This is a genomic window from Leifsonia naganoensis, assembly GCF_013410615.1.
Classification (GTDB): domain Bacteria; phylum Actinomycetota; class Actinomycetes; order Actinomycetales; family Microbacteriaceae; genus Leifsonia; species Leifsonia aquatica.
Genome location: NZ_JACCHJ010000001.1, coordinates 307,050 through 325,860, shown reverse-complemented (window position 1 = coordinate 325,860; position 18,811 = coordinate 307,050). Strand labels below are relative to the sequence as shown.

Sequence of the window (18,811 nt, the reverse complement as noted above, 5' to 3'; positions counted from 1 at the left end):
TGACGGCGGGGTGGGGCTGGTGGAGACGGGTCGAGCTGGTCAGCTGGAGGCGACGGCCTCCGAGCCCGGCGTGCTGCCCGCGGCGGTGCCGTCGGCGGCCTCCGGGGTGTCCTGGATGGTCCGGGCCCGGCCGACGCCGCGCACCCAGCCGAGCTTGCCGGCGATCGTGTACAGGATGATCGAGAGGAAGAGCGACCAGAGGGCCGGGATGCCCCAGGTGAAGAAGTAGCCGAAGAGCGACGATGCGAGCCACACCACGAGGGTGGCCGGAACGATGCGGGGCGCGAACTCGGGCAGCCGGCCGGAGGCGCGGGTGGCCTCCAGGTCGCCGCGCCAGCGCCGCACGAAGAAGTACTCCGCGACGATGATGCCGGCGATCGGCGGGAACGCGACGCCGAGGATCGTGAGGAAGCCGGTGAACTGCGACAGGATGCCCGCCGCCGCGAGCACCGAGCCGACGATGCCGAGCACGATCGTCGTGGTGACGCGGTTGAGGTTCTTCGCGAACGCGGTGGAGATGAAGTTCACCAGGCCGAGGGTCGACGAGTACAGGTTCCAGTCGTTGATCTTCAGCGTGCCGGTGATGACGATGATGAGGCCGACGAAGCCGATCGAGGAGGTGACGATCGCGACGATGTCGCCGGTGGCCGCCGCGTGGGCGAGCAGCACGCCCGCCAGGCCGATGACGAACTCGCCGAGGGTCACGCCCACCACGGTCTGCTTGACGACGTCGGCCTTGCTGCGGTTGAAGCGCGTCATGTCGGCGGTGATGATCGCTCCGACGATGAGGCCGCCCGCGACGATGCCCGTGCCCGCCCAGACCGACATCGTCGGGCCGGGAGCCGGGGAGGTGAGGAGGTCGCCGAGCGAGTGCTTGCTCAGCTCGCTGATCACGGACCAGCCGACGAGGATGAGGAAGAGGGGGACGGTGATGTTCGCCAGCCACTGCATCCCGACGAAGCCGTAGGCCACGATCGCGGTCACGGCCAGGCCGAACAGCAGGCTCCAGACCCAGATCGGCAGCACGCCCGGCATGAGCGCGTCGAGGGACTGCGCCGAGATCGCCGACTGGATGCCGAACCAGCCGATCAGGCTGATGCCGATCGCGAGGCCCACCAGCGCGGCGCCGACCTCGCCGAAGCCGGTCCACCGGGCCAGGAGCGCCGTGTTGAGCCCCTCCTTCTGCCCGATGATGCCGACGATGCACATGATGATCTCGAGGATGACCGAGCCGAGGAGCAGAGCGAGGGCGGCTTCCCCGAAGGTCATGCTGTAGCCCAGGGTGGCCCCGAGCAGGAACTGCGAGAGGGCCGAGACCTGGCCGAACCGCTGCACCGCGATCCCGAACCACGGTTTGCGCGCGTCGGGGGTCACACGGGAGAGGGCGAAGTCGTCGGCAGGAGCTGTGCGTGCCATGAGGGGAGTCCTTCTGACGGGGGACGGGTGTGGGGGTTTCGAACACCGTAAACCGACCACCGGCAACGCGGAATGTGCGATCTGCACGAAGTTGGGATGGTTCTGTGCGGTGTGCACAGCGCGCGGATGGAGCGGAAACGCTCTCGCGGCTCGTTTCCGAGTGCCGTACAATTGTCCGTACGAGAGAGGAAAGACCATGACAGCGACCGAACGCCTCGAATTCCGGGTGTCACGCGACCACCTCGACCGTATCGCCCGTGCGGCACAGCTCTCCGGCGAGAAGGTCGGCGCCTTCGCGCGCGACGCCGCCGAGGAGCGTGCCGAACGGGTCCTCCGCGCGTACGAGGCGACCACCACCGTGCCGGTCGAATTCTTCGACGACCTCTGGCACGCGCTGGATGCTCCCGCCGTCCCGAACCCGGCGCTGGCTGCTGCAGGCGAACGTCTCCGCGGTCTCGAGCGTGGCTGATCGACTCCGCTCAGAACGGTTCGACCCGGCGATCCACGACGTCTCGTCCTTCGCGTGCGGAGAACCCGCGCTGGATACGTGGCTCCGCGATCACGCCGCGGACGCTGATCGCCGGCATACCGCGGCCACCTGGGTGTGGGTCGCCGATGGCGAGGTCGTCGGGTATTACGCGCTCTCTGCCCACAAAGTGGCTCGGGCAGAGGTGCCCGGCTCGATCGGTCGTGGAGGGCCTCGCGAGATCCCGGCCGTCTTGATCGGCAAACTCGCTCTGGCGGAGCGCCTGCGCGGCCGAGGTCTCGGCGATCTCCTCCTGGCGGACGCCCTCACCCGTGTACTCGCGGCTACCCAGCACGTCGCTGCGCGCGTAGTGGTGGTCGACGCTCTCGTCGAGAATGTGGCCCGCTTCTACGAGCGGTTGGGCTTCGTGCGCGTGCCGGGCAGCCTGGTGCTGGTGCAGCGGGTCCGGGATGTGCGGGCTGCGCTCGCACCCGACGCCGAGTAGGCCGTCGTCTCGTTCAGCGACCGCCGAGCACCCGCACGACGGGCCGGTCGGCGTCCGCCCAGTGCAGCGCGTCGAGGTCGCCGGGCTCGACCCAGCGCAGGAGGTCGTGGTCGGTGCTGCTCTCGGGCACCGACCCCTTGAAGTCGGCGGCATAGCAGGCGAGGTCGATCGCGCGCGTGCCGACGATCGTGGTCGTGCGGTCGAGCAGGGCGCCGACCCGGACGGGCACGCCGAGCTCCTCCCGGATCTCCCGCTCCAGCGCCTCCTCGGGCGTCTCGCCCGCCTCCACCTTGCCGCCCGGGAACTCCCAGCGGCCGGCGGCGTCCTTCCCCGGCCCGCGACGGCAGGCCAGCACACGTGAGCCGTCGGAGATCACGGCCGCGACCACGCGCAACGGCTCGGAGGCTGCGGCGGAGAGAGGCATGGGTCCATCCTTGCCCGGATCCTCGTCGGGCGGGCACTAGCATCCAGGTATGTCGGCTCCCGTCAGCGCGCGGCGTGCGCCCATCGTGATCGGGTTCATCCTGAGCCTGCTCGTGCAGCTCGCGATGATCGTCGTGGGCGTCTGGCTCGTGCTGCTCGCCGAGGACGACGACTCCACCCTCCTGCTGCTCGCCGTCTGGTGCACCATCGGCACCCTGTACGAGATCGTCGTGCTGATCGTGCTCGGCCGGGCCGCGCGGCGGCCGCCGGTCGAAGGCGACCGCCCCTCCCGGTTCGAAGTGGGCCGGGTCGCCCGGCTCGTGTCGATGACCGCGACCATCCTCGCCAGCCTCATCGGCTTCACCGCGGCGGTGCAGGTGCTCGGCCTCCACAACGACCCGGAGGTGGGGTCGATCACCGACATCGTCGGCGTCTGGTCGATGCTGCTCGCGTGGGGGTTCCTGCACTGGGGCTTCTCGCAGATCTACTACCAGCGGTACTACTCCAGCGACGTGCCCATCCTGCGCTTCCCGGCGACCGAGCATCCCCGGTTCGTGGAGTTCGTGTACTTCGCGTACACGCTCGGCACCTCCTTCGCCGCGTCGGATGTGGAGGTGCTGACCACCCGTCTGCGCTGGACCGTGCTCTGGCACTCGGTGCTCAGCTTCTTCTTCAACGGCCTCATCATCGTGCTGGCGCTCAACACGATCACCTCCTTCAACAAGTAGGGTCCGCGCCGCGGGCGGTGCGGCGGTCCCTGCTGGCAGGATGGTCGGGTGAGCGCATCCATCCCGACCGTCCTGCTCGTCATCGACCTGCAGAAGGGGGTGCTGCCCGGCTGCTGGGACGCCGACGGCGTCGTCTCCCGCGCCGCGGGTCTCGTCGACCGCGCCCGTGCGGCGGGCACACCGGTGGTCTGGGTGCAGCACGAGGCCGACGACCTGCCCGCCGGCAGCGACGAATGGGCGTTCGCCGACGGGCTCGACCCGGCCGACGGCGAGCCCGTCGTGCACAAGCGCTACCGCGACGCCTTCGCCGACACCGACCTCGACGAGGTGCTCGAGGGTCTCGACGCCGCCCGCCTGGTCGTCGCCGGCGCGCAGAGCGACTACTGCATCCGCACCACCACGCAGAGCGCGGCCGTGCGCGGCTACGACGTCACGTTGGTCGAGGACGCGCACACCACCACCGACGCCGAATGGGACGACGTCGAGATCACCGGCCAGCAGATCGTCGCCCACACCAACCGTTACTTCTCGGGCCTGCGCTACCCCGACCAGCAGTTCGCGGTCGAGCGCGCCGCCGAGGTCGAGTTCGGGTAGTCGCCGTCGGGATGCGACCGCCGGGGGACGGGGGAGGGATGACGGGACGACGACGCGGTCGCGCCCGGCTGCTCGCGGGCGCTGCGCTCGCGGGGTCCCTCGTCGCGGTGCTCGCCGGGTGCGCGCCGGCGCAGGACCGGCCGCAGTTCTGGTCGCCCTACGGACCGCCCGAGTTCCGCCAGCCGGGTGCGCCGCTGCCGTTCGTGCCGTCGCAGGCGCCGGAGCCGCCGCCAGAGGCGGAGGGGGAGGCCGATCCCTCGCAGGGGAGGGTCGACCTGGTCGATCCCGACGTGCTCGTCACGCACACGTTCGTCCTCTCGGACGGGACGGCGGTGACCTGCACCCTCCAACTGGCCGCGGCTCCGGACGGCGTCGTCGATGACGGCGGCGCGGCGGCCGGGCTCGCCACGGAGGCGCTCCGGACGACCGACTGGGGGACCGTCATCTCCGCCCCGAGCGAGCTGCCTCCGTTCACACCGGAGCAGGCGTCCGCCGGGCAGTCCGAGGCGTACCAGCGGTCGGATGAGGCCCTCCGCCGCATCGTCATCGAGCTCTTCGACCGCATCGACACGGGCGGCTTCACCGTGATGGGGCAGAGCTCCTGCGGCTGACTCCGGAGAACCGGATATCCGGAGATACGGAGATCTGGTCCGACGCGCCGCCCGAAACGCCGGAACTCCGGAGGTCCGCGCCGTCAGAGGCGGGAACTCCGGAGTTCCGGGGTCGAGCGGGTGGAGGGGCGAGCTAGACCTGCGCGCCGAGCTTGAAGCCCTTCTCCTCGTCGCCCGCGCGGGTGTACGAGAAGCCGTCGGCGCCGATGGTGACCTCCATCTCGGAGTCGTCGGTGCGGGTGACGAGCGGCTGGGGGTTGCCGTCGAGGTCGAGCACCAGGGAGGCCTCCGTGTACCAGGAGGGCACGACGGGGTTGCCCCACCAGTCGCGGCGCTGGTTGTCGTGCACGTCCCAGGTGACGACCGGGTTGTCGGGATCGCCGGTGTAGTAGTCCTGGGTGTAGATCTCGACGCGGTGGCCGTCGGGGTCGCGCAGGTAGAGGTAGAAGGCGTTGGAGACGCCGTGGCGGCCGGGGCCGCGCTCGATGCGGTCCGAGAGGCGCAGGGCGCCGAGCTTGTCGCAGATGGCGATGATGTTGTGCTTCTCGTGCGTGGCGAACGCGACGTGGTGCATGCGCGGGCCGTCGCCGCCGGTCATGGCGGTGTCGTGCACGGTCGGCTTGCGGCGCATCCACGCGGCGTAGGTGGTGCCCTCCTCGTCCTGGATGTCCTCGGTCACGCGGAAGCCGAGGTCCTCCATGTACGCGACGGCACGGGGGACGTCCGGGGTGACCTGGTTGAAGTGGTCGAGGCGGACGAGCGCGCCGGGCGTGTAGAGGTCGTAGCGCCAGGCGAGTCGCTCGACGTGCTGCACGTCGTAGAAGAACTCGTACGGGAAGCCGAGCGGGTCCTCCACGCGCACGCTGTCGCCGATGCCCTTCGTGAAGCCCTCGGACCGGCGCTCGATGCGGCAGCCGAGCTCGGTGTAGAACGCGACGGCGCGGTCCAGGTCTTCTGGGCTGCGCACGCGGTACGAGAAGGCGGCGACGGCGGCGACCGGGCCCCTGCGCAGCACGAGGTTGTGGTGGATGAACTCCTCGAAGCTGCGCAGGTAGACGGCGTTCTCGTCCTCCTCCGTCACGACCAGGTCGAGCACGTCGACGTAGAAGTCGCGGCTGGCCTGCAGATCGGTGACGACCAGCTCCATGTAGGCGCAGCGCAGGATGTCCGGCGGGGCGGCCTGCGGGGTCGGGATGCGGTTCGCGGGAGCGGGGATGGGGCTGCTCATGGTGGTTCTTTCTCTTCGTCGAGTGGATGCGTGGGTCAGTGGGCGCCGAACGTGGGCGTGTGCACCGGGCCGAGCGTGATGTGGACGGCCTGCTGGTCGGTGTAGAAGTCGATGGAGCGGTAGCCGCCCTCGTGGCCGAGCCCGGAGGCCTTCACGCCGCCGAACGGGGTGCGCAGGTCGCGGACGTTGTGCGAGTTGAGCCACACCATCCCGGCCTCCACGTTCTGCGAGAAGGTGTGCGCGCGCTCGAGGTCGTTGGTCCAGATGTAGGCGGCGAGGCCGTAGCGCACGCCGTTGGCGAGCTCCAGCGCCTCCTCGTCGGAGTCGAACGGGGTGATGGCGACGACGGGGCCGAAGATCTCCTCCTGGAAGATGCGCGCGTCCGGCTTGACGTCGGCGAACACGGTCGGCGCGACGTAGTTGCCGTGGTCGAGGCCCTCGGGGCGGCCGCCGCCGGCGAGGAGCCGGCCCTCCTGCTTGCCGAGCTCGACGTAGCTCATCACCTTGTCGTAGTGCTCGGGGTGCACGAGCGCGCCGACCTCGGTCTTCGGGTCGTGCGGGTCGCCGACGACGATGTTCTTCGCGCGGGCGGCGTAGCGCTCGCAGAATTCGTCGTACACGGCGCGCTCGACGAGGATGCGGGAGCCGGCGGTGCAGCGCTCGCCGTTCAGCGAGAAGACGCCGAACAGGGTGGAATCGATGGCGGCGTCCAGGTCGGCGTCGGCGAATACGACGGCGGGGGACTTGCCGCCCAGCTCCATCGAGAGGCCCTTGAGGAAGGGCGCGGCGTTGCCGAAGATGAGCTGGCCGGTGCGGCTCTCGCCGGTGAACGAGATGAGCGGCACGTCCGGGTGCTTCACCAGGGCGTCGCCCGCCTCCTCGCCGAGGCCGTTGACCAGGTTGAACACGCCGTCGGGCAGGCCGGCGTCGCGGAAGATCTCGGCCCACAGGCTCGCCGACAGCGGAGTGAACTCGGCGGGCTTGAGCACGACGGTGTTGCCGGTCGCGAGCGCCGGCGCGAGCTTCCAGCTCTCCAGCATGAAGGGCGTGTTCCACGGCGTGATGAGCCCGGCGACGCCGATCGGCTTGCGGTTCACGTAGTTGAGCTGGCTGCCCGGCACCTTGTACGCGTCGTCGCGCTGGGCCACGATCAGGTCGGCGAAGAAGCGGAAGTTCTCGGCCGCGCGCCGCGCCTGGCCGAGGGCCTGGGTGATGGGGAGGCCGGTGTCGAAGGTCTCGAGCTCGGCGAGCCGCGCATCCTGCGCCTCCACGGCATCCGCGATGCGGTTCAGCACCCGGGCGCGCTCACGGGGCTTCATGCGTGGCCAGGGGCCGTCGGTGAACGCGCGGCGGGCGGCGGCGACGGCGAGGTCGATGTCCTCCTTCTGACCCGCGGCGGCGGTGACGTAGGTCTCGTTGGACACCGGGTCGAGCACGTCGAACGTCTTTCCCGAGACGCTGTCGACGAACTGTCCGTCGATGAAGTGCTGGATCTTCCCGGGAAGGTTCTCGGGGACGTAGTGCTGCGCCATGCGCGTGCTCTCCTTCAGGGTGGGGTGGTCAGTGGGTGTGCTTGTGCTCGCTCTGGTACGCCTGGAAGGCGTCCAGGGTCGCCAGGCGGTGGCGCCGGGCGGCGAGCTCGATCTCGAGCGGGTCGGCGCCGCCCTCGATCAGGGTCAGGATCTGCTCGTGCTCGTCCACCGACTCCCGGGCGCGGCCGGGCACGAAGCCGAAGGTGGAGTCGCGCAGCACGGTCAGGCGGTTCCAGCCGCGGTGCACCAGGTCGAGGATGTGCGGGTTGGGGCACTCCTCGAACAGCACCGAGTGGAAGCTCTGGTTGAGCTGCGTGAACCGGTGCGGGACGAAGTGGTCGAGGCTGGCGATCATCTCGGCGTTGACCGCGCGCGCCCGCTCGATGTGGTCGGCCGTGAGCAGCGGAGCGGAGAGCTGGGTCGCCGCCCCCTCCACGAGCGCGAGGGTCTGCATCGTGTAGGCGTACTCGGTGTCCTGCAGCAGCGCGACCTGGGCGCCGACGTTCTTCTCGAACGTGACGAGACCCTCCGCCTCCAGCCGCCGGATCGCCTCGCGCACGGGGACGACGCTGATGTCGAGCTCGCCGGCGATCTGCCCGAGCACGAGGCGGAAGCCGGAGACGTAGCGGCCGTCGTCGATGCGCGCGCGGAGGAACTCGTAGGCGAGCTGCGATTTGCTCGGCGCCGTGGCTGCGGACCTCACCGCTGCGTCAGCCATGCGCGGTACCGTTCCTTCCACTCCGCGTTCATCGGGAACAGTCCGTCCACCGGGTGCCCGGCCGCGACCTGATCGGCGATGTACTCCTCCTCGCGCTCCTGCTCGATCGCGTCGGCGACGACCTCGGCCACGAGCGCGGGAGGGATGACGATCAGGCCGTCCGCGTCGCCCACGATCACGTCGCCCGGCTGCACGGCCGCGCTGCCGCAGGCGATCGTGACGTCGGCCTCCCACGGCACGTGCTTGCGGCCGAGGACGGCCGGGTGCGCGCCGCCGTGATAGGTCGGGATGTCGAGGGCGGCGACCACCGCGAGATCGCGCACGCCGCCGTCCGTGACGATGCCGGCCGCGCCGTTCACCTGGGCGCGCAGGGCCAGCACGTCGCCGACGGTCCCGCTGCCGCGCTCGCCGCGGGCCTCGATGACGAGCACCTCGCCCGAGCCGACCGCGTCGAACGCGCGCTTCTGGGCGTTGTAGCCGCCGCCGTGGCTCGCGAAGAGGTCCTCGCGGTTCGGGATGTAGCGGAGCGTCTTCGCCGTGCCCACCAGCCGGGCGTCGGGCCGGGTCGAGGCCAGGCCGTCGATGGAGACGTTGTTCAGGCCGCGCTTGCGCAGCTGGGAGCTGAGGGTCGCGGTCGCGACGCTCGCGAGAGCAGCGCGCAGGTCGTCGGTCAGCGCGAAGGGCGGTTGAGCGGGCGTCGGGGGCGTGCCCCACGCCTCCGCGCGCTGGTGGTCGTCGACGCTGGGCTGGGTGCCGAAGTCGCCGAACGGGACGCGGCCCTCGGTGATCCGGGTGACGAGCCGGCCGCTGGTCGGGGCCCCGGGCGCGCTCGGCGCATCCACCTCCACCTCGACGGTGTCGCCGGGCTGCGTGACCGACGAGCCGGCAGGGGTGCCGGTGAGGATGACGTCGCCCGGCTCCAGCGTCATCAGCTGGGAGAGGTCGGCGACGAGGCGGCCGAACGGGAAGAGCAGGTCGTCGGTGGTGCCCTCCTGCACGAGCTCGCCGTTGAGCCAGGTGCGCACGCGCAGCGCGTCCGGGTTCACGTCGGCCGCCGGGATGACGTCCGGGCCGAGCGGCGTGAAGCCGTCGCCGCCCTTGGAGCGCACGTTCGATCCTTTGTCGGCCGCGCGGAGGTCGTAGAGGCCGAAGTCGTTCGCCGCGGTGACGCCGGAGACGGCGGCCCAGCCGTCCTCGGGCGAGACCCGGCGGGCGGTGCTGCCGATGATCAGCGCGATCTCGCCCTCGAAGGCGAGCAGCTCGGTGCCCGCGGGGCGCTCAAGCTCGCCGCCGGTCGCGGCGACGGAGGACGCGGGCTTGAAGAAGTACGAGGGCTGGGCCGGGGTGCGCCCGCGCTGGGCGGCGCGCGACCGGTAGTTCAGGTGCACCGCGATGATCTTGCCGGGGCGGGCGAGCTGGCTCACGGGGTGGTTCTCCTCGTCGTCGGGGATGGTGGTGCCGGTGGGGCCGCTACGTGCGGCTCAGACCGTATTCGAGATTGTATACGATCCGTGGAGGTCGTTCAAGGACTGTGGGGAAGGGAGGGGATTCGGGCTCGGCCGAGACCGGACAGCGGGGTGCGGAGGAGATCGAAGGAGCGGGGGCCGCGATCTCCTCCGTTGCCGACGCGGCGCGCACACGCAGGCAGCGGAGGAGTTGCGGGCCGTTTTCCGCACGAACTCCTCCCGAGCCTGCGCTGCGAGCTGCCCACGAGCGGATCTCCTCCGTTGCCGACGTCAGTAGCTCGCGGGAGCCGTGCCGTCGGAGCCGGCGTCCGGCACGAACCGTTCGGCGAGGGTCTCCGAGGCACGCGCCAGCAACGTGACGTCCGAGCCGACGAGCAGATAGGCGGCGCCCGCCGCGGCGTAGCGATCGGCGGTGGCGGGGTCGAACGCGTTGACGCCGACCGGGGTGTCCGCTGCGCGGCCGGCCGCGATGACGGACTCGACGGCCGCCACCACGTCGGGGTGGTTCTGCTGGCCGAGCAGGCCCATGGATGCGGCGAGGTCGGCGGGGCCGACGAGGAGCGCATCCACGCCCTCCACCGCGGCGATGTCCGCGGCGACGGCCACGGCCTCCGCCGTCTCGATCTGGACCGTGAGCGAGACGAGGTCGTTCGCGCGGGCGAGATAGTCCGGGATGCGGCTCCAGCGCGACGACCGCGCCAGCGCGCTCCCGACCCCGCGAACCCCGTGGGGCGGGTAGCGGACGGCGCGGACCATCGCGGCGGCCTGCTCGGCGGTGTCGACCATCGGCACGAGGATGTTCTGCGCGCCGAGGTCGAGCAGCTGCTTCAGGATGACGGGGTCGCCGATCGGGGCGCGCACCACCGGGGTGACCGGGTAGGCGGCGACGGCCTGGAGGATGGCGAGCACGGACTCCAGCCCGATGGGGGAGTGCTCGCCGTCGATCACGACGACGTCGGTGCCGCTGCCGGCGACGATCTCGGCGACCAGCGGGCTGCCGGAGCACACCCACTGCCCGTACTGGACACGGTCGGCGGACCCCAACCGGTCGGCGAAGGTCGGGGCGGCGGTCAGACGAATCGGCATGTCACGGCTCCCAGGGTTCCGTAGTCGGCGTGGACGGTGTCGCCGCGCTCGACCCACATCGGGCGGGTGAAGGAGCCGGCGAGCACGATGTCGCCGGCCTCCAGGCGCGAGCCGTGCTGGGCGAGCTTGTTCGCCAGCCAGACCACACCGTTGGCGGGATGGTCGAGCACGGCCGCGGCGACGCCGGACTCCTCGATGGTCTCGTTGCGGTAGAGCAGGGCGCCGACCCAGCGCAGGTCGACCGCGTCGACCGGGACGGGACGGCCGCCGACCACCATGCCGCCCATCGCGGCGTTGTCGGAGATCGTGTCGACGATCGTGCGGCCCTGCATCTCGATGCGGGAGGAGAGGATCTCCAACGCCGGCACGACGTACTTCGTCGCGTCGAGCACGTCGTACAGGGTGATGTGCGGGCCCTCGAGGGGCGCGCCGAGCACGAAGGCGAGCTCGACCTCGATGCGCACGTTCGAGTATTGGTCGAAGGGGATGACCGAGCCGGTCTCGTAGACCATGTCGGCGAAGATCGCGCCGTAGTCGGGCTCGGTGATCCCCGTCGCCTGCTGCATCACCTTGGAGGTCAGGCCGATCTTGCGGCCCACCAGGCGGCGGCCGGCGGCGAGGCCGCGCTCGACCCACACCTTCTGCACGGCGTAGGAGTCCTCCACCGTCATGTCGGGGTGCCGGGCGGTGAGCAGGGGCACGGTCGTGCGGTCGCGTTCGGCGGCCGCGAGCTCGTCGGCGATGGCCTGGATGGTCGTGGTGTCGAGCACCGCGGGGCTCCCTTCGACGTCGGAGGAGGGCCGTTGAGGCCCTGGGTGGATCGTATATCATCCCGTACACCCTGACCACGGGTGATGCGCGATCCGGCAACAGGGATGCGTGGATTTCCTGTTCCAGGTCGCGCCATGTCAGGCTTCTCCCGTTGTTTTTCTCCACTGGTTGCCTTTCTTGTCAACAACTGTAGAATTACCGCCACGACACAGCGGAGTGTCAGCCGTACCCCGGTCGACGACCGTCTCCACTGTGCTGTTTCGAGTTCCACACCCGCCTTGCGAACCGAGAGAAGACAAGATGAAGAAGGCACTGATCGCGGTGGCCCTGGCCGCCGCGACCACACTGGCGCTGAGCGCCTGCGGCTCCGGGGGGAGCGACACGAAATCGACCACCGGCGCCGCCGGCGGACCGCTCAACATCGGCAACTTCGCCGACGTCACCAGCTGGGATCCCTCGCTGGCCGACATCGGCTTCGACGGACCGTACCTGTCCGCCGTCTACGACCCGCTGATCGCCTCCGACGGCGACGGCAAGCCCGTCCCGGCCCTCGCCACAGCATGGAAGGTCTCGGACGACTTCAAGAAGGTCACCCTCACGCTCCGCACCGGGGTGAAGTTCTCCGACGGCGAGAAGTTCGACGCCGACGCGGCCGTGAAGAGCCTCGACTACCTCAAGCAGGGCGCGCGCAGCGGCGAGGCCTACGAGAACGTCGAGAAGTTCGTCGCCGTCGACCCCACCACGGTCGAGATCGACCTGACGCAGCGCGACGACACCCTCCTGTACTTCATGGGGATCGGCCGCAGCTACATGATGGCGCCCAAGGCGATCGCCGCCGGCACCCTCGCCAAGGAGCCGGTCGGCTCCGGACCGTACACGCTCGCCTCCTCCAGCGTCGCGGGCTCCGAGTACCACTTCACCAAGGTCGCGAACCACTGGGACGCCAAGCAGTTCCCGTTCGACCCGCTCGCGATCTACCCGATCCAGGATGCGACCGCCCGCGACAACGCGATGCTCTCCGGCCAGATCAACGTCAACTACGCCGACGACACCGCGCTCAAGCAGGCGTCGGAGAACAGCTGGAACGTGGCCGCGAAGGTCTCCGGCTGGGTCGGCCTGCAGTTCACCGACCGCACCGGATCGAAGTTCAAGCCGCTCGGCGACGTCAAGGTGCGCCAGGCGCTGAACTACGCGTTCGACGGCGCGAACATCCTGAAGTCGGTCGGCAACGGGGCGGGCAAGGTCTCGAACCAGGTCTTCCCGGCCGGGCTGCCGGGCAACCTGACCTCGCTCGACGACATGTACAAGACCAGCATCAGCAAGGCGAAGTCGCTGCTGGCCGAAGCCGGCTACGCGAACGGCTTCGAGCTGCACATGCCGATGTCGCAGGTCTTCCAGGTCTGGCAGCCCGTCGCCGACCAGGTCTTCAAGGACCTCGGGATCACCGTCACCTGGGACGACATGCAGTACATGGACTACCAGAAGAACGCCCCGACCTACCCGATGTTCGTCGCCTTCCTCTCGATGGACGCCAACCCGGTCGCGACCGTTCAGCGTCAGATCAACCTGCCGCAGTGGTACAACCCGACCCCGCAGGTGGACCAGTTCCCCGACGTGGAGGCCGCGGTGAAGAAGGTGCTCACCGCCGACCCGAGCGATCAGGAGAAGCAGATCGAGGCGCTCAACACGCTCGTCACCCAGAAGGCGTGGTACTCGGTCTGGTACCAGGCGAACAACAGCTACGTCAGCACCTCCGGCATCCAGGTGACCCCGGTCGTCGGGATGATGTTCCCCACCCTGCGGCAGATCGCCGTCAAGGGATAGCTGAGCGGGCGGGCCGCGCCACCAGCGCGACCCGCCCCTCCACTCCACCACCGCCATCGACCGCCACCGGCATCGACAGGAACCCCGCACATGATCAGATTCACGGTCAAGAGGCTCGTCTCGGGCGTGATCCTCCTGGTCGCCGTCTCCGTCGGCACCTTCTTCCTCGCCCATCTCGCGATCGGCGATCCCACCGCGGGCCTGCTCGGCAGCGCGGCCACGCCCGCCCAGCAGGCGGCGCTCGCGGCCAAGATCGGCACGGACCGCCCGCTGCTCGTGCAGTTCTGGGACTGGGTGAGCCATGCCGCCGTCGGCGACTTCGGCACCTCCTGGCGCAACTTCCAGCCGGTCGGCGCCCAGATCGCGCTCAAGCTGCCGGTCACCCTCTCGGTCGTCACGGCGGCGACGCTGCTCTCGGCCGTGTTCGGCGCCCTCTTCGGAGTGGCGGCCGGTCTGCGCCCGAGCAGCGTCCTGGACAAGGTCGTCACGGCCGCGTCCGTCATACTCTTCGCGCTCCCCGGCTTCTGGGTGAGCCTCGTGCTGGTGATCTGGTTCGCGGTCGACCTCAAGTGGTTCCCGGCCGTCGGCTATGTGCAGCCGGCGCTGAGCGTGGAGGGCTGGCTACGGTCGATCACGCTGCCGGCCATCGCGCTCTCGCTCGGAGCGATCGTCATGATCGCCGAGCAGCTGCGCAACGCGATCATCTCCGCCAACAGCCAGGACTACGTGCGCACGCTGCGCAGCCGCGGTCTCTCGCAGCCGCGCGTGGTCGTGCACCTCGTGCGCAACGCGGCCCCCGCCGCCCTCACCGTGCTCGCCCTGATGTTCGTCGGCCTGCTGGGCGGCGCGATCGTGGTGGAGCAGATCTTCTCCCTGCCGGGGATCGGCGCCCTCACCTCGGGCTCCTCCCAGAACGGCGACATCCCCATCCTGCTCGGCATCACGGTCGTCACGGTCATATTCGTGGTGATCGTGAACTTCCTCCTCGACGTGGTGCTCGGCTGGATCAACCCGAAGGCGCGTGTGCAATGACGGCGACCGAAGTGATCATCGACCCGCGGGACTCCGCGAAGGCGGCGGCCACCCCGCGCCGCGGCTCCACGTTCGTGCGCTTCCTGAAGCGCCCCGCCGGCGCCGTGTCGTTCGGGATCCTCGTGCTCGTGCTCCTCGTCGCGGTCTTCGCCCCGCTGCTCTCGCCGCACGACCCCAACTTCGTCGACCTGGCCCTCACCAAGGCGCCGCCGAGCGCGGCCCATCCGCTCGGCGGGGACAGCTCGGGCCGGGACGTGCTGAGCCGGCTGATCTGGGGCACCCAGTCCACCCTCTGGGGCGCGTTCGTCACGATCGTCGTCGCGCTCCTGGTCGGCGTGCCCGCCGGACTCGCGGCCGGATACTACGGCCGCGCCTTCGACCGCACCGCCGCCTGGGTGAGCGACGCCCTCCAGGCCGTCCCCGGCATGATCATCCTGCTGATCGTCGCCGCGGGCACCCGTAACGACTTCACCGTGCTCATGGCCACCCTCGGCGTGTTCATGGCGCCCGGGTACTTCCGGCTCACCCGCTCGACCGTGCTGGCCGTGCGCAACGAGCCGTATGTGGATGCGGCGCGCGTCTCGGGTCTCGGCGATCTGCGGATCATGTCGCGCCACATCGTCAAGGCGGTCTACGCGCCTGTCATCATCCAGACCGCCCTGACCGCGGGCCTCGCGATGGGCATGCAGGCCGGTCTGCAGTTCCTCGGCATCGGCGGCGGCAAGACGCCGGGCTGGGGCGCGATGATGAACGAGGGCTTCCGCACCATGATGACGAGCCCCCTCCTGCTGCTGTGGCCCTCGCTCGCGCTCGGCATCACGATCGCGGCGCTCGCGGTGCTCGGCTCGACGCTCGCCGACGTGGTCAGCGTGAAGACGCCGGTCGCTCGTCGTCGCCGACCGCGCCGGACGCCCGGCTCCGAGCCGGCGCCGGTCACCACCTCCACCGGAGCGGTCGCCCACAAGTCCGTCGACTCGGCGGTGCAGCTCACCAACCTGCACGTCTCGTACGCGAAGCCCGACGGCGGCGAGGTGGAGGTCGTGCACGGCATCACCCTCGACGTCGCGCCGGGCGAGGTGCTCGGCATCGTGGGGGAGTCCGGTTCCGGCAAGTCGCAGACGGTGTTCAGCATCCTGGACCTGCTGCCCGCCGGCGGCGCCTGCACGGCCGACGCCATCTGGATCGGCGGCCGGGATGTCACGCGGCTGAACCATCGCGACCGCCAGCGGCTGCTCGGCCACGAGGTCGGCTACATCCCGCAGGAGCCGATGTCGAACCTCGACCCGTCGTTCACGATCGGCTCGCAGCTGATGGAGCCGCTGCGCACCGTGCACAAGCTCTCCCGGAGCGAGGCCCGCGCCCGTGCGCTCGAGATGCTCGAGAAGGTCGGCATCGTCGACCCGCCGCGGGTCATGAAGTCGTACCCGCACCAGCTCTCCGGCGGCATGGCCCAGCGGGTGCTGATCGCGGGCGCCATCGCGGGCAAGCCGTCGGTGCTGGTCGCCGACGAGCCCACGACCGCGCTCGACGTGACGGTGCAGGCGGAGGTGCTCGAGCTGCTGCGCGAGCTGCAGCAGGAGTACCGGATGGCGCTCGTCATCGTCACCCACAACTTCGGCGTCGTCGCCGACATCTGCGACCGCGTCGTAGTGATGCGCGACGGCGCGATCGTCGAGATCGGCGCCGTCGACCGGATCTTCGCCCGGCCCACGAGCGACTACACCCGCGAGCTCATCGCGGCCTCCCTCGACGGGGCCGAGAGCCGCGCCCAGCTGGATGCCGCGCAGACAGCCGCGGGCACCTCCGACACGCGAAAGGCGGTGCTGGCATGACCGCCGCATCCATTCCCGTACCCGGCACTCCTCTGCTCCGGGCAGAGAACGTCGTCGTCGACTACGGTCAGCGACGCGGTTCGTTCCGGGCGCTGAAAGAGGTGTCGATCGAGGTCGGCGCCGGCGAGTGCGTCGGGCTGGTGGGGGAGTCGGGGTCGGGCAAGTCGACCCTCGGCAAGGCGATCCTCGGGCTGGTCCCCGTCACGAGCGGCACCATCACGTTCGACGGGCGCGACATCACCCGGCTGAAGGGTGCGAAGCGGCGGGAGCTGGCGTCGAGCATCCAGGTCGTGTTCCAGGATCCGTACGGGTCACTGAACCCGGCCATGACGATCGGCGAGATCCTCGCCGAGCCGCTGACGACCGCGGGCGCCGGACGCCGGGAGGCGCGCGCGACCGTGCAGGAGATGCTCGACCGGGTGAAGCTGCCGGCGGCCGTCGTCGACCGCTACCCGAAGGAGTTCTCCGGCGGCCAGCGCCAGCGCATCGCGATCGCCCGGGCGCTCGTGCGCAAGCCGCGCCTGATCGTCTGCGACGAGCCGGTCAGCGCGCTCGACCTTACGACGCAGGCCACGATCATCGACCTGTTCATCGAGCTGCAGCGCGACACCGGGGTCTCCTACCTGTTCGTCTCGCACGACCTCGGCGTCGTGCGCCGCATCTGCCACCGCGTGGCCGTCATGTACCACGGCGAGATCGTGGAGACCGGCGACGGCGAGCAGATCACCCGCGACCCGCAGCATCCCTACTCGCGCCGGCTGCTCACGGCGTCGCCCATCGCCGACCCGGCCAAGCAGGCGGAGCGACGGGCGGCCTGGCTGCGGCTGCGCGAGAGCGCGGCGTGACCTCCGAACGAGCGCCGGAAGGGCGGGCATCGGGCCGCTAGGCTGTGCGGTGAGCGCTGCCTCCCGGGCGTGTCCGTCTCGCTGGGCCGCCGGGATCCGCTCTCGTCACCAGACTCCCGCCCGACCCGAAGGATCCCCGTGCGTCGACGCCGCCTCCTGCCCGCCACCCTGTCCGTCCTCGGAGCGGTCGCGACCGCCGCGTTGCTGGCCGTCGCGCCGACCGCGGCCGTCGGTGCCCCCGCTCCGGTCTGCATCACGGACTGCACGGTCACGTTCGACACGCCCTCCACCGGCATCGTGGGGATCCCGGTCGGCGTCACGTCCGTGTCGGCGACCGTGACCGGAGGCGCTGGCGCGCCCGTGGCCGCGCAGATCAGCCCCGACCCCGCCGGCGTCGGTGGCACCGGCGGCAGCGCGACCATCGACCTGGGCGCGGCGTACGCCGGGAAGACCCTCGGCTTCACGGTCGGCGGCGTCGGCGGCGGCAGCTCGATCTCCGGCGACGGCAGCACGCTCGCCATCGCCGGTGGTGGCGGCGGCGCGGGCTACGCGGGCCTCCTCACCCTGCCCGACCAGGTGTTCGCCTCCTACGCGGGAGGCGCGGGTGGCGCGCCCGCCACGACCGGCGTCACGCCCGGCGGTTCCGGCGCGGCCTTCGGCACCCTTCCGGCCAACGGCATCGGCGGCAGCACCGTCGGCGGCGCCGGCGGAACGGGCGTCGCTCCCGGCACCGCGGGCCTGTCGCCCGCGGGCGGCCTTCCCGTGGCCGGCGGCACCGGCAGCACGATCACGATCGGCGCCTTCGACCGCACCGGCGGCGCAGGCGGCGCCGGATACGCCGGAGGAGGCGCGGGCGGTGTCATGCGCAACGTCTCCAACGGCGACCTCGACATCGACGTCGTGGCCCCGGGAGGCGGCGGCTCGGGCTACCTCGCTCCCGGTCTGACCGCGACCGCGAACTCCGGCAACCCGGGCATCGCCGAGGTCACCGTCACCTGGTCGTTCTCGCCCGCCGCGACGACGACGGCGTCCACGGTCGCATCCGTGCTGCCCGGCGCCACCGTACCCGTGTCGGTGACCGGCCTGCCCGCCGGCGTCGCCTTCACCGGAACCTTCGACGGCACCACAGTGTTCTCCGGGACCTCCGACGCGAACGGCGCCGCCACCTTCTCCTTCGTCCTGGCGAACACGCAGCGCGCCGGCTCCTTCCCGATCCAGATCGTCGCCGGCACCGCCGTCGTCGCGAGCACCGCCCCGGTGACCGTCGCCGCGGTCGCCGCGACCGCTGCGAACCCGGCCGCTCCGGGAGCGGCGACCCTCGCCGCGACCGGCTCGAGCGTCCCGTGGATCATCGTCGTCGTCGCGGCCGTGCTCGTCGTGGGCGGCGCGGTGCTGCTGGTGATCCGGGCACGCCGCGGGCGGGACGCGGGGTAGACGGCTCGGGCTCTCCAGCGGCAGCCGAGCTGTCGCCACGGCTGTTGATATGCATGCATTGCGCAGCGCAGAAACCGTGGACAGCGGATACTTTGCACCCCTATGATATTCGAACAACAAAATGTTGAATATTAGCTGCGACGCCGGAGTTTGCGTGTCGAGCCATCCGAGGTGCGCGCAGCATCTGCGCCCGGATGCTCGGATCGCCGCCGAGGTAGTTCTCGCGAGCATCAGCCAGCACATCGCGTGCGGTACGGCTGCTCGCTGTTCTTGATCTGCTGACGAGCCGTTGTCGCCGCC

General features: G+C 70.6%; 18 protein-coding genes. 10 read left to right on the top strand and 8 right to left on the bottom strand.

Annotated features, from left to right (window positions below; genetic code table 11):
- Positions 1-39: 39 nt before the first annotated feature.
- A complete protein-coding gene (locus HNR14_RS01600) occupies positions 40-1,416 on the bottom strand; it encodes a purine-cytosine permease family protein (RefSeq protein ID WP_179699509.1) in 1,377 nt (458 codons plus the stop codon).
- Between the two features lie 196 nt (positions 1,417-1,612).
- Between HNR14_RS01600 and HNR14_RS01595 the strand changes: the two genes are divergently transcribed.
- Both HNR14_RS01595 and HNR14_RS01590 read left to right on the top strand, forming a co-directional pair.
- Entirely contained in the window at positions 1,613-1,885 is a 273-nt protein-coding gene (locus HNR14_RS01595; protein WP_179699508.1) for a type II toxin-antitoxin system TacA family antitoxin, read from the top strand.
- Positions 1,878-2,387, top strand: a complete 510-nt coding sequence (locus HNR14_RS01590) for a GNAT family N-acetyltransferase (protein WP_179699507.1) — start codon at positions 1,878-1,880, stop codon at positions 2,385-2,387. The genes HNR14_RS01595 and HNR14_RS01590 overlap by 8 nt, the downstream gene beginning before the upstream one ends.
- Before the next feature lie 13 nt (positions 2,388-2,400).
- On the opposite strand, the gene HNR14_RS01585 is transcribed toward HNR14_RS01590, so the two are convergent.
- Entirely contained in the window at positions 2,401-2,811 is a 411-nt protein-coding gene (locus tag HNR14_RS01585; protein ID WP_179699506.1) for a (deoxy)nucleoside triphosphate pyrophosphohydrolase, read from the bottom strand.
- Between the two features lie 49 nt (positions 2,812-2,860).
- On the opposite strand from HNR14_RS01585, the gene HNR14_RS01580 reads away from it, so the two are divergent.
- From HNR14_RS01580 to HNR14_RS01570, 3 genes are read left to right on the top strand one after another with little or no spacing between them, the layout of a single operon-like run.
- The gene (locus tag HNR14_RS01580; protein ID WP_179699505.1) at positions 2,861-3,538 is read left to right on the top strand and encodes a DUF1345 domain-containing protein; all 678 of its coding nucleotides are present in this window, start codon (positions 2,861-2,863) and stop codon (positions 3,536-3,538) included.
- Positions 3,539-3,586: 48 nt separating this feature from the next.
- On the top strand, positions 3,587-4,132 hold the full coding sequence (locus HNR14_RS01575) for an isochorismatase family protein (RefSeq protein WP_179699504.1): 546 nt from the start codon (positions 3,587-3,589) through the stop codon (positions 4,130-4,132).
- Positions 4,133-4,170: 38 nt separating this feature from the next.
- Positions 4,171-4,743, top strand: a complete 573-nt coding sequence (locus tag HNR14_RS01570; protein ID WP_179699503.1) for a hypothetical protein — start codon at positions 4,171-4,173, stop codon at positions 4,741-4,743.
- 133 nt (positions 4,744-4,876) lie between these two features.
- On the opposite strand, the gene hpaD is transcribed toward HNR14_RS01570, so the two are convergent.
- From hpaD to hpaH, 6 genes are all read right to left on the bottom strand, one after another.
- Positions 4,877-5,971, bottom strand: a complete 1,095-nt coding sequence (gene hpaD / locus HNR14_RS01565; protein ID WP_179699502.1) for a 3,4-dihydroxyphenylacetate 2,3-dioxygenase — start codon at positions 5,969-5,971, stop codon at positions 4,877-4,879.
- Between the two features lie 35 nt (positions 5,972-6,006).
- Entirely contained in the window at positions 6,007-7,503 is a 1,497-nt protein-coding gene (hpaE, locus tag HNR14_RS01560) for a 5-carboxymethyl-2-hydroxymuconate semialdehyde dehydrogenase (protein ID WP_179699501.1), read from the bottom strand.
- Positions 7,504-7,531: 28 nt separating this feature from the next.
- A complete protein-coding gene (locus tag HNR14_RS01555) occupies positions 7,532-8,221 on the bottom strand; it encodes a GntR family transcriptional regulator (RefSeq protein WP_179699500.1) in 690 nt (229 codons plus the stop codon).
- Positions 8,203-9,645 carry a fumarylacetoacetate hydrolase family protein gene (locus HNR14_RS01550; protein WP_179699499.1) on the bottom strand — a complete coding sequence of 481 codons (1,443 nt, stop codon included), beginning with the start codon at positions 9,643-9,645 and terminating at the stop codon, positions 8,203-8,205. The genes HNR14_RS01555 and HNR14_RS01550 overlap by 19 nt, the downstream gene beginning before the upstream one ends.
- A 312-nt stretch (positions 9,646-9,957) precedes the next feature.
- Positions 9,958-10,773: an aldolase/citrate lyase family protein gene (locus HNR14_RS01545; RefSeq protein WP_179699498.1), complete on the bottom strand. Its 816-nt coding sequence runs from the start codon at positions 10,771-10,773 to the stop codon at positions 9,958-9,960.
- Positions 10,758-11,543, bottom strand: coding sequence for a 2-oxo-hept-4-ene-1,7-dioate hydratase (gene hpaH / locus HNR14_RS01540; protein WP_179699497.1), 786 nt, complete (start codon positions 11,541-11,543; stop codon positions 10,758-10,760). Before hpaH ends, HNR14_RS01545 begins: the two co-directional genes overlap by 16 nt.
- A gap of 301 nt (positions 11,544-11,844) precedes the next feature.
- Between hpaH and HNR14_RS01535 the strand changes: the two genes are divergently transcribed.
- From HNR14_RS01535 to HNR14_RS01515, 5 genes are all read left to right on the top strand, one after another.
- Positions 11,845-13,368 carry an ABC transporter substrate-binding protein gene (locus tag HNR14_RS01535; RefSeq protein WP_179699496.1) on the top strand — a complete coding sequence of 508 codons (1,524 nt, stop codon included), beginning with the start codon at positions 11,845-11,847 and terminating at the stop codon, positions 13,366-13,368.
- Positions 13,369-13,458: 90 nt separating this feature from the next.
- Positions 13,459-14,400 carry an ABC transporter permease gene (locus HNR14_RS01530; protein WP_179699495.1) on the top strand — a complete coding sequence of 314 codons (942 nt, stop codon included), beginning with the start codon at positions 13,459-13,461 and terminating at the stop codon, positions 14,398-14,400.
- Positions 14,397-16,232, top strand: a complete 1,836-nt coding sequence (locus HNR14_RS01525; RefSeq protein ID WP_179699494.1) for a dipeptide/oligopeptide/nickel ABC transporter permease/ATP-binding protein — start codon at positions 14,397-14,399, stop codon at positions 16,230-16,232. The genes HNR14_RS01530 and HNR14_RS01525 overlap by 4 nt, the downstream gene beginning before the upstream one ends.
- Positions 16,229-17,077 (top strand): ATP-binding cassette domain-containing protein, encoded by an 849-nt coding sequence (locus tag HNR14_RS01520; RefSeq protein ID WP_179699493.1) that lies wholly within the window; start codon positions 16,229-16,231, stop codon positions 17,075-17,077. The genes HNR14_RS01525 and HNR14_RS01520 overlap by 4 nt, the downstream gene beginning before the upstream one ends.
- 138 nt (positions 17,078-17,215) lie before the next feature.
- The gene (locus HNR14_RS01515; RefSeq protein ID WP_179699492.1) at positions 17,216-18,511 is read left to right on the top strand and encodes a hypothetical protein; all 1,296 of its coding nucleotides are present in this window, start codon (positions 17,216-17,218) and stop codon (positions 18,509-18,511) included.
- The last annotated feature ends 300 nt before the right edge of the window (positions 18,512-18,811 follow it).

Excerpts from the sequence above, each read along its gene's own strand:
- HNR14_RS01600 (WP_179699509.1), bottom strand. The coding sequence starts at position 1,416 with ATGGCACGCACAGCTCCTGCCGACGACTTCGCCCTCTCCCGTGTGACC.
- HNR14_RS01595 (WP_179699508.1), top strand. The coding sequence starts at position 1,613 with ATGACAGCGACCGAACGCCTCGAATTCCGGGTGTCACGCGACCACCTC.
- HNR14_RS01585 (WP_179699506.1), bottom strand. The coding sequence starts at position 2,811 with ATGCCTCTCTCCGCCGCAGCCTCCGAGCCGTTGCGCGTGGTCGCGGCC.
- HNR14_RS01580 (WP_179699505.1), top strand. The coding sequence starts at position 2,861 with ATGTCGGCTCCCGTCAGCGCGCGGCGTGCGCCCATCGTGATCGGGTTC.
- HNR14_RS01570 (WP_179699503.1), top strand. The coding sequence starts at position 4,171 with ATGACGGGACGACGACGCGGTCGCGCCCGGCTGCTCGCGGGCGCTGCG.
- hpaD (WP_179699502.1), bottom strand. The coding sequence starts at position 5,971 with ATGAGCAGCCCCATCCCCGCTCCCGCGAACCGCATCCCGACCCCGCAG.
- hpaE (WP_179699501.1), bottom strand. The coding sequence starts at position 7,503 with ATGGCGCAGCACTACGTCCCCGAGAACCTTCCCGGGAAGATCCAGCAC.
- HNR14_RS01555 (WP_179699500.1), bottom strand. The coding sequence starts at position 8,221 with ATGGCTGACGCAGCGGTGAGGTCCGCAGCCACGGCGCCGAGCAAATCG.
- HNR14_RS01545 (WP_179699498.1), bottom strand. The coding sequence starts at position 10,773 with ATGCCGATTCGTCTGACCGCCGCCCCGACCTTCGCCGACCGGTTGGGG.
- HNR14_RS01535 (WP_179699496.1), top strand. The coding sequence starts at position 11,845 with ATGAAGAAGGCACTGATCGCGGTGGCCCTGGCCGCCGCGACCACACTG.
- HNR14_RS01530 (WP_179699495.1), top strand. The coding sequence starts at position 13,459 with ATGATCAGATTCACGGTCAAGAGGCTCGTCTCGGGCGTGATCCTCCTG.
- HNR14_RS01525 (WP_179699494.1), top strand. The coding sequence starts at position 14,397 with ATGACGGCGACCGAAGTGATCATCGACCCGCGGGACTCCGCGAAGGCG.
- HNR14_RS01520 (WP_179699493.1), top strand. The coding sequence starts at position 16,229 with ATGACCGCCGCATCCATTCCCGTACCCGGCACTCCTCTGCTCCGGGCA.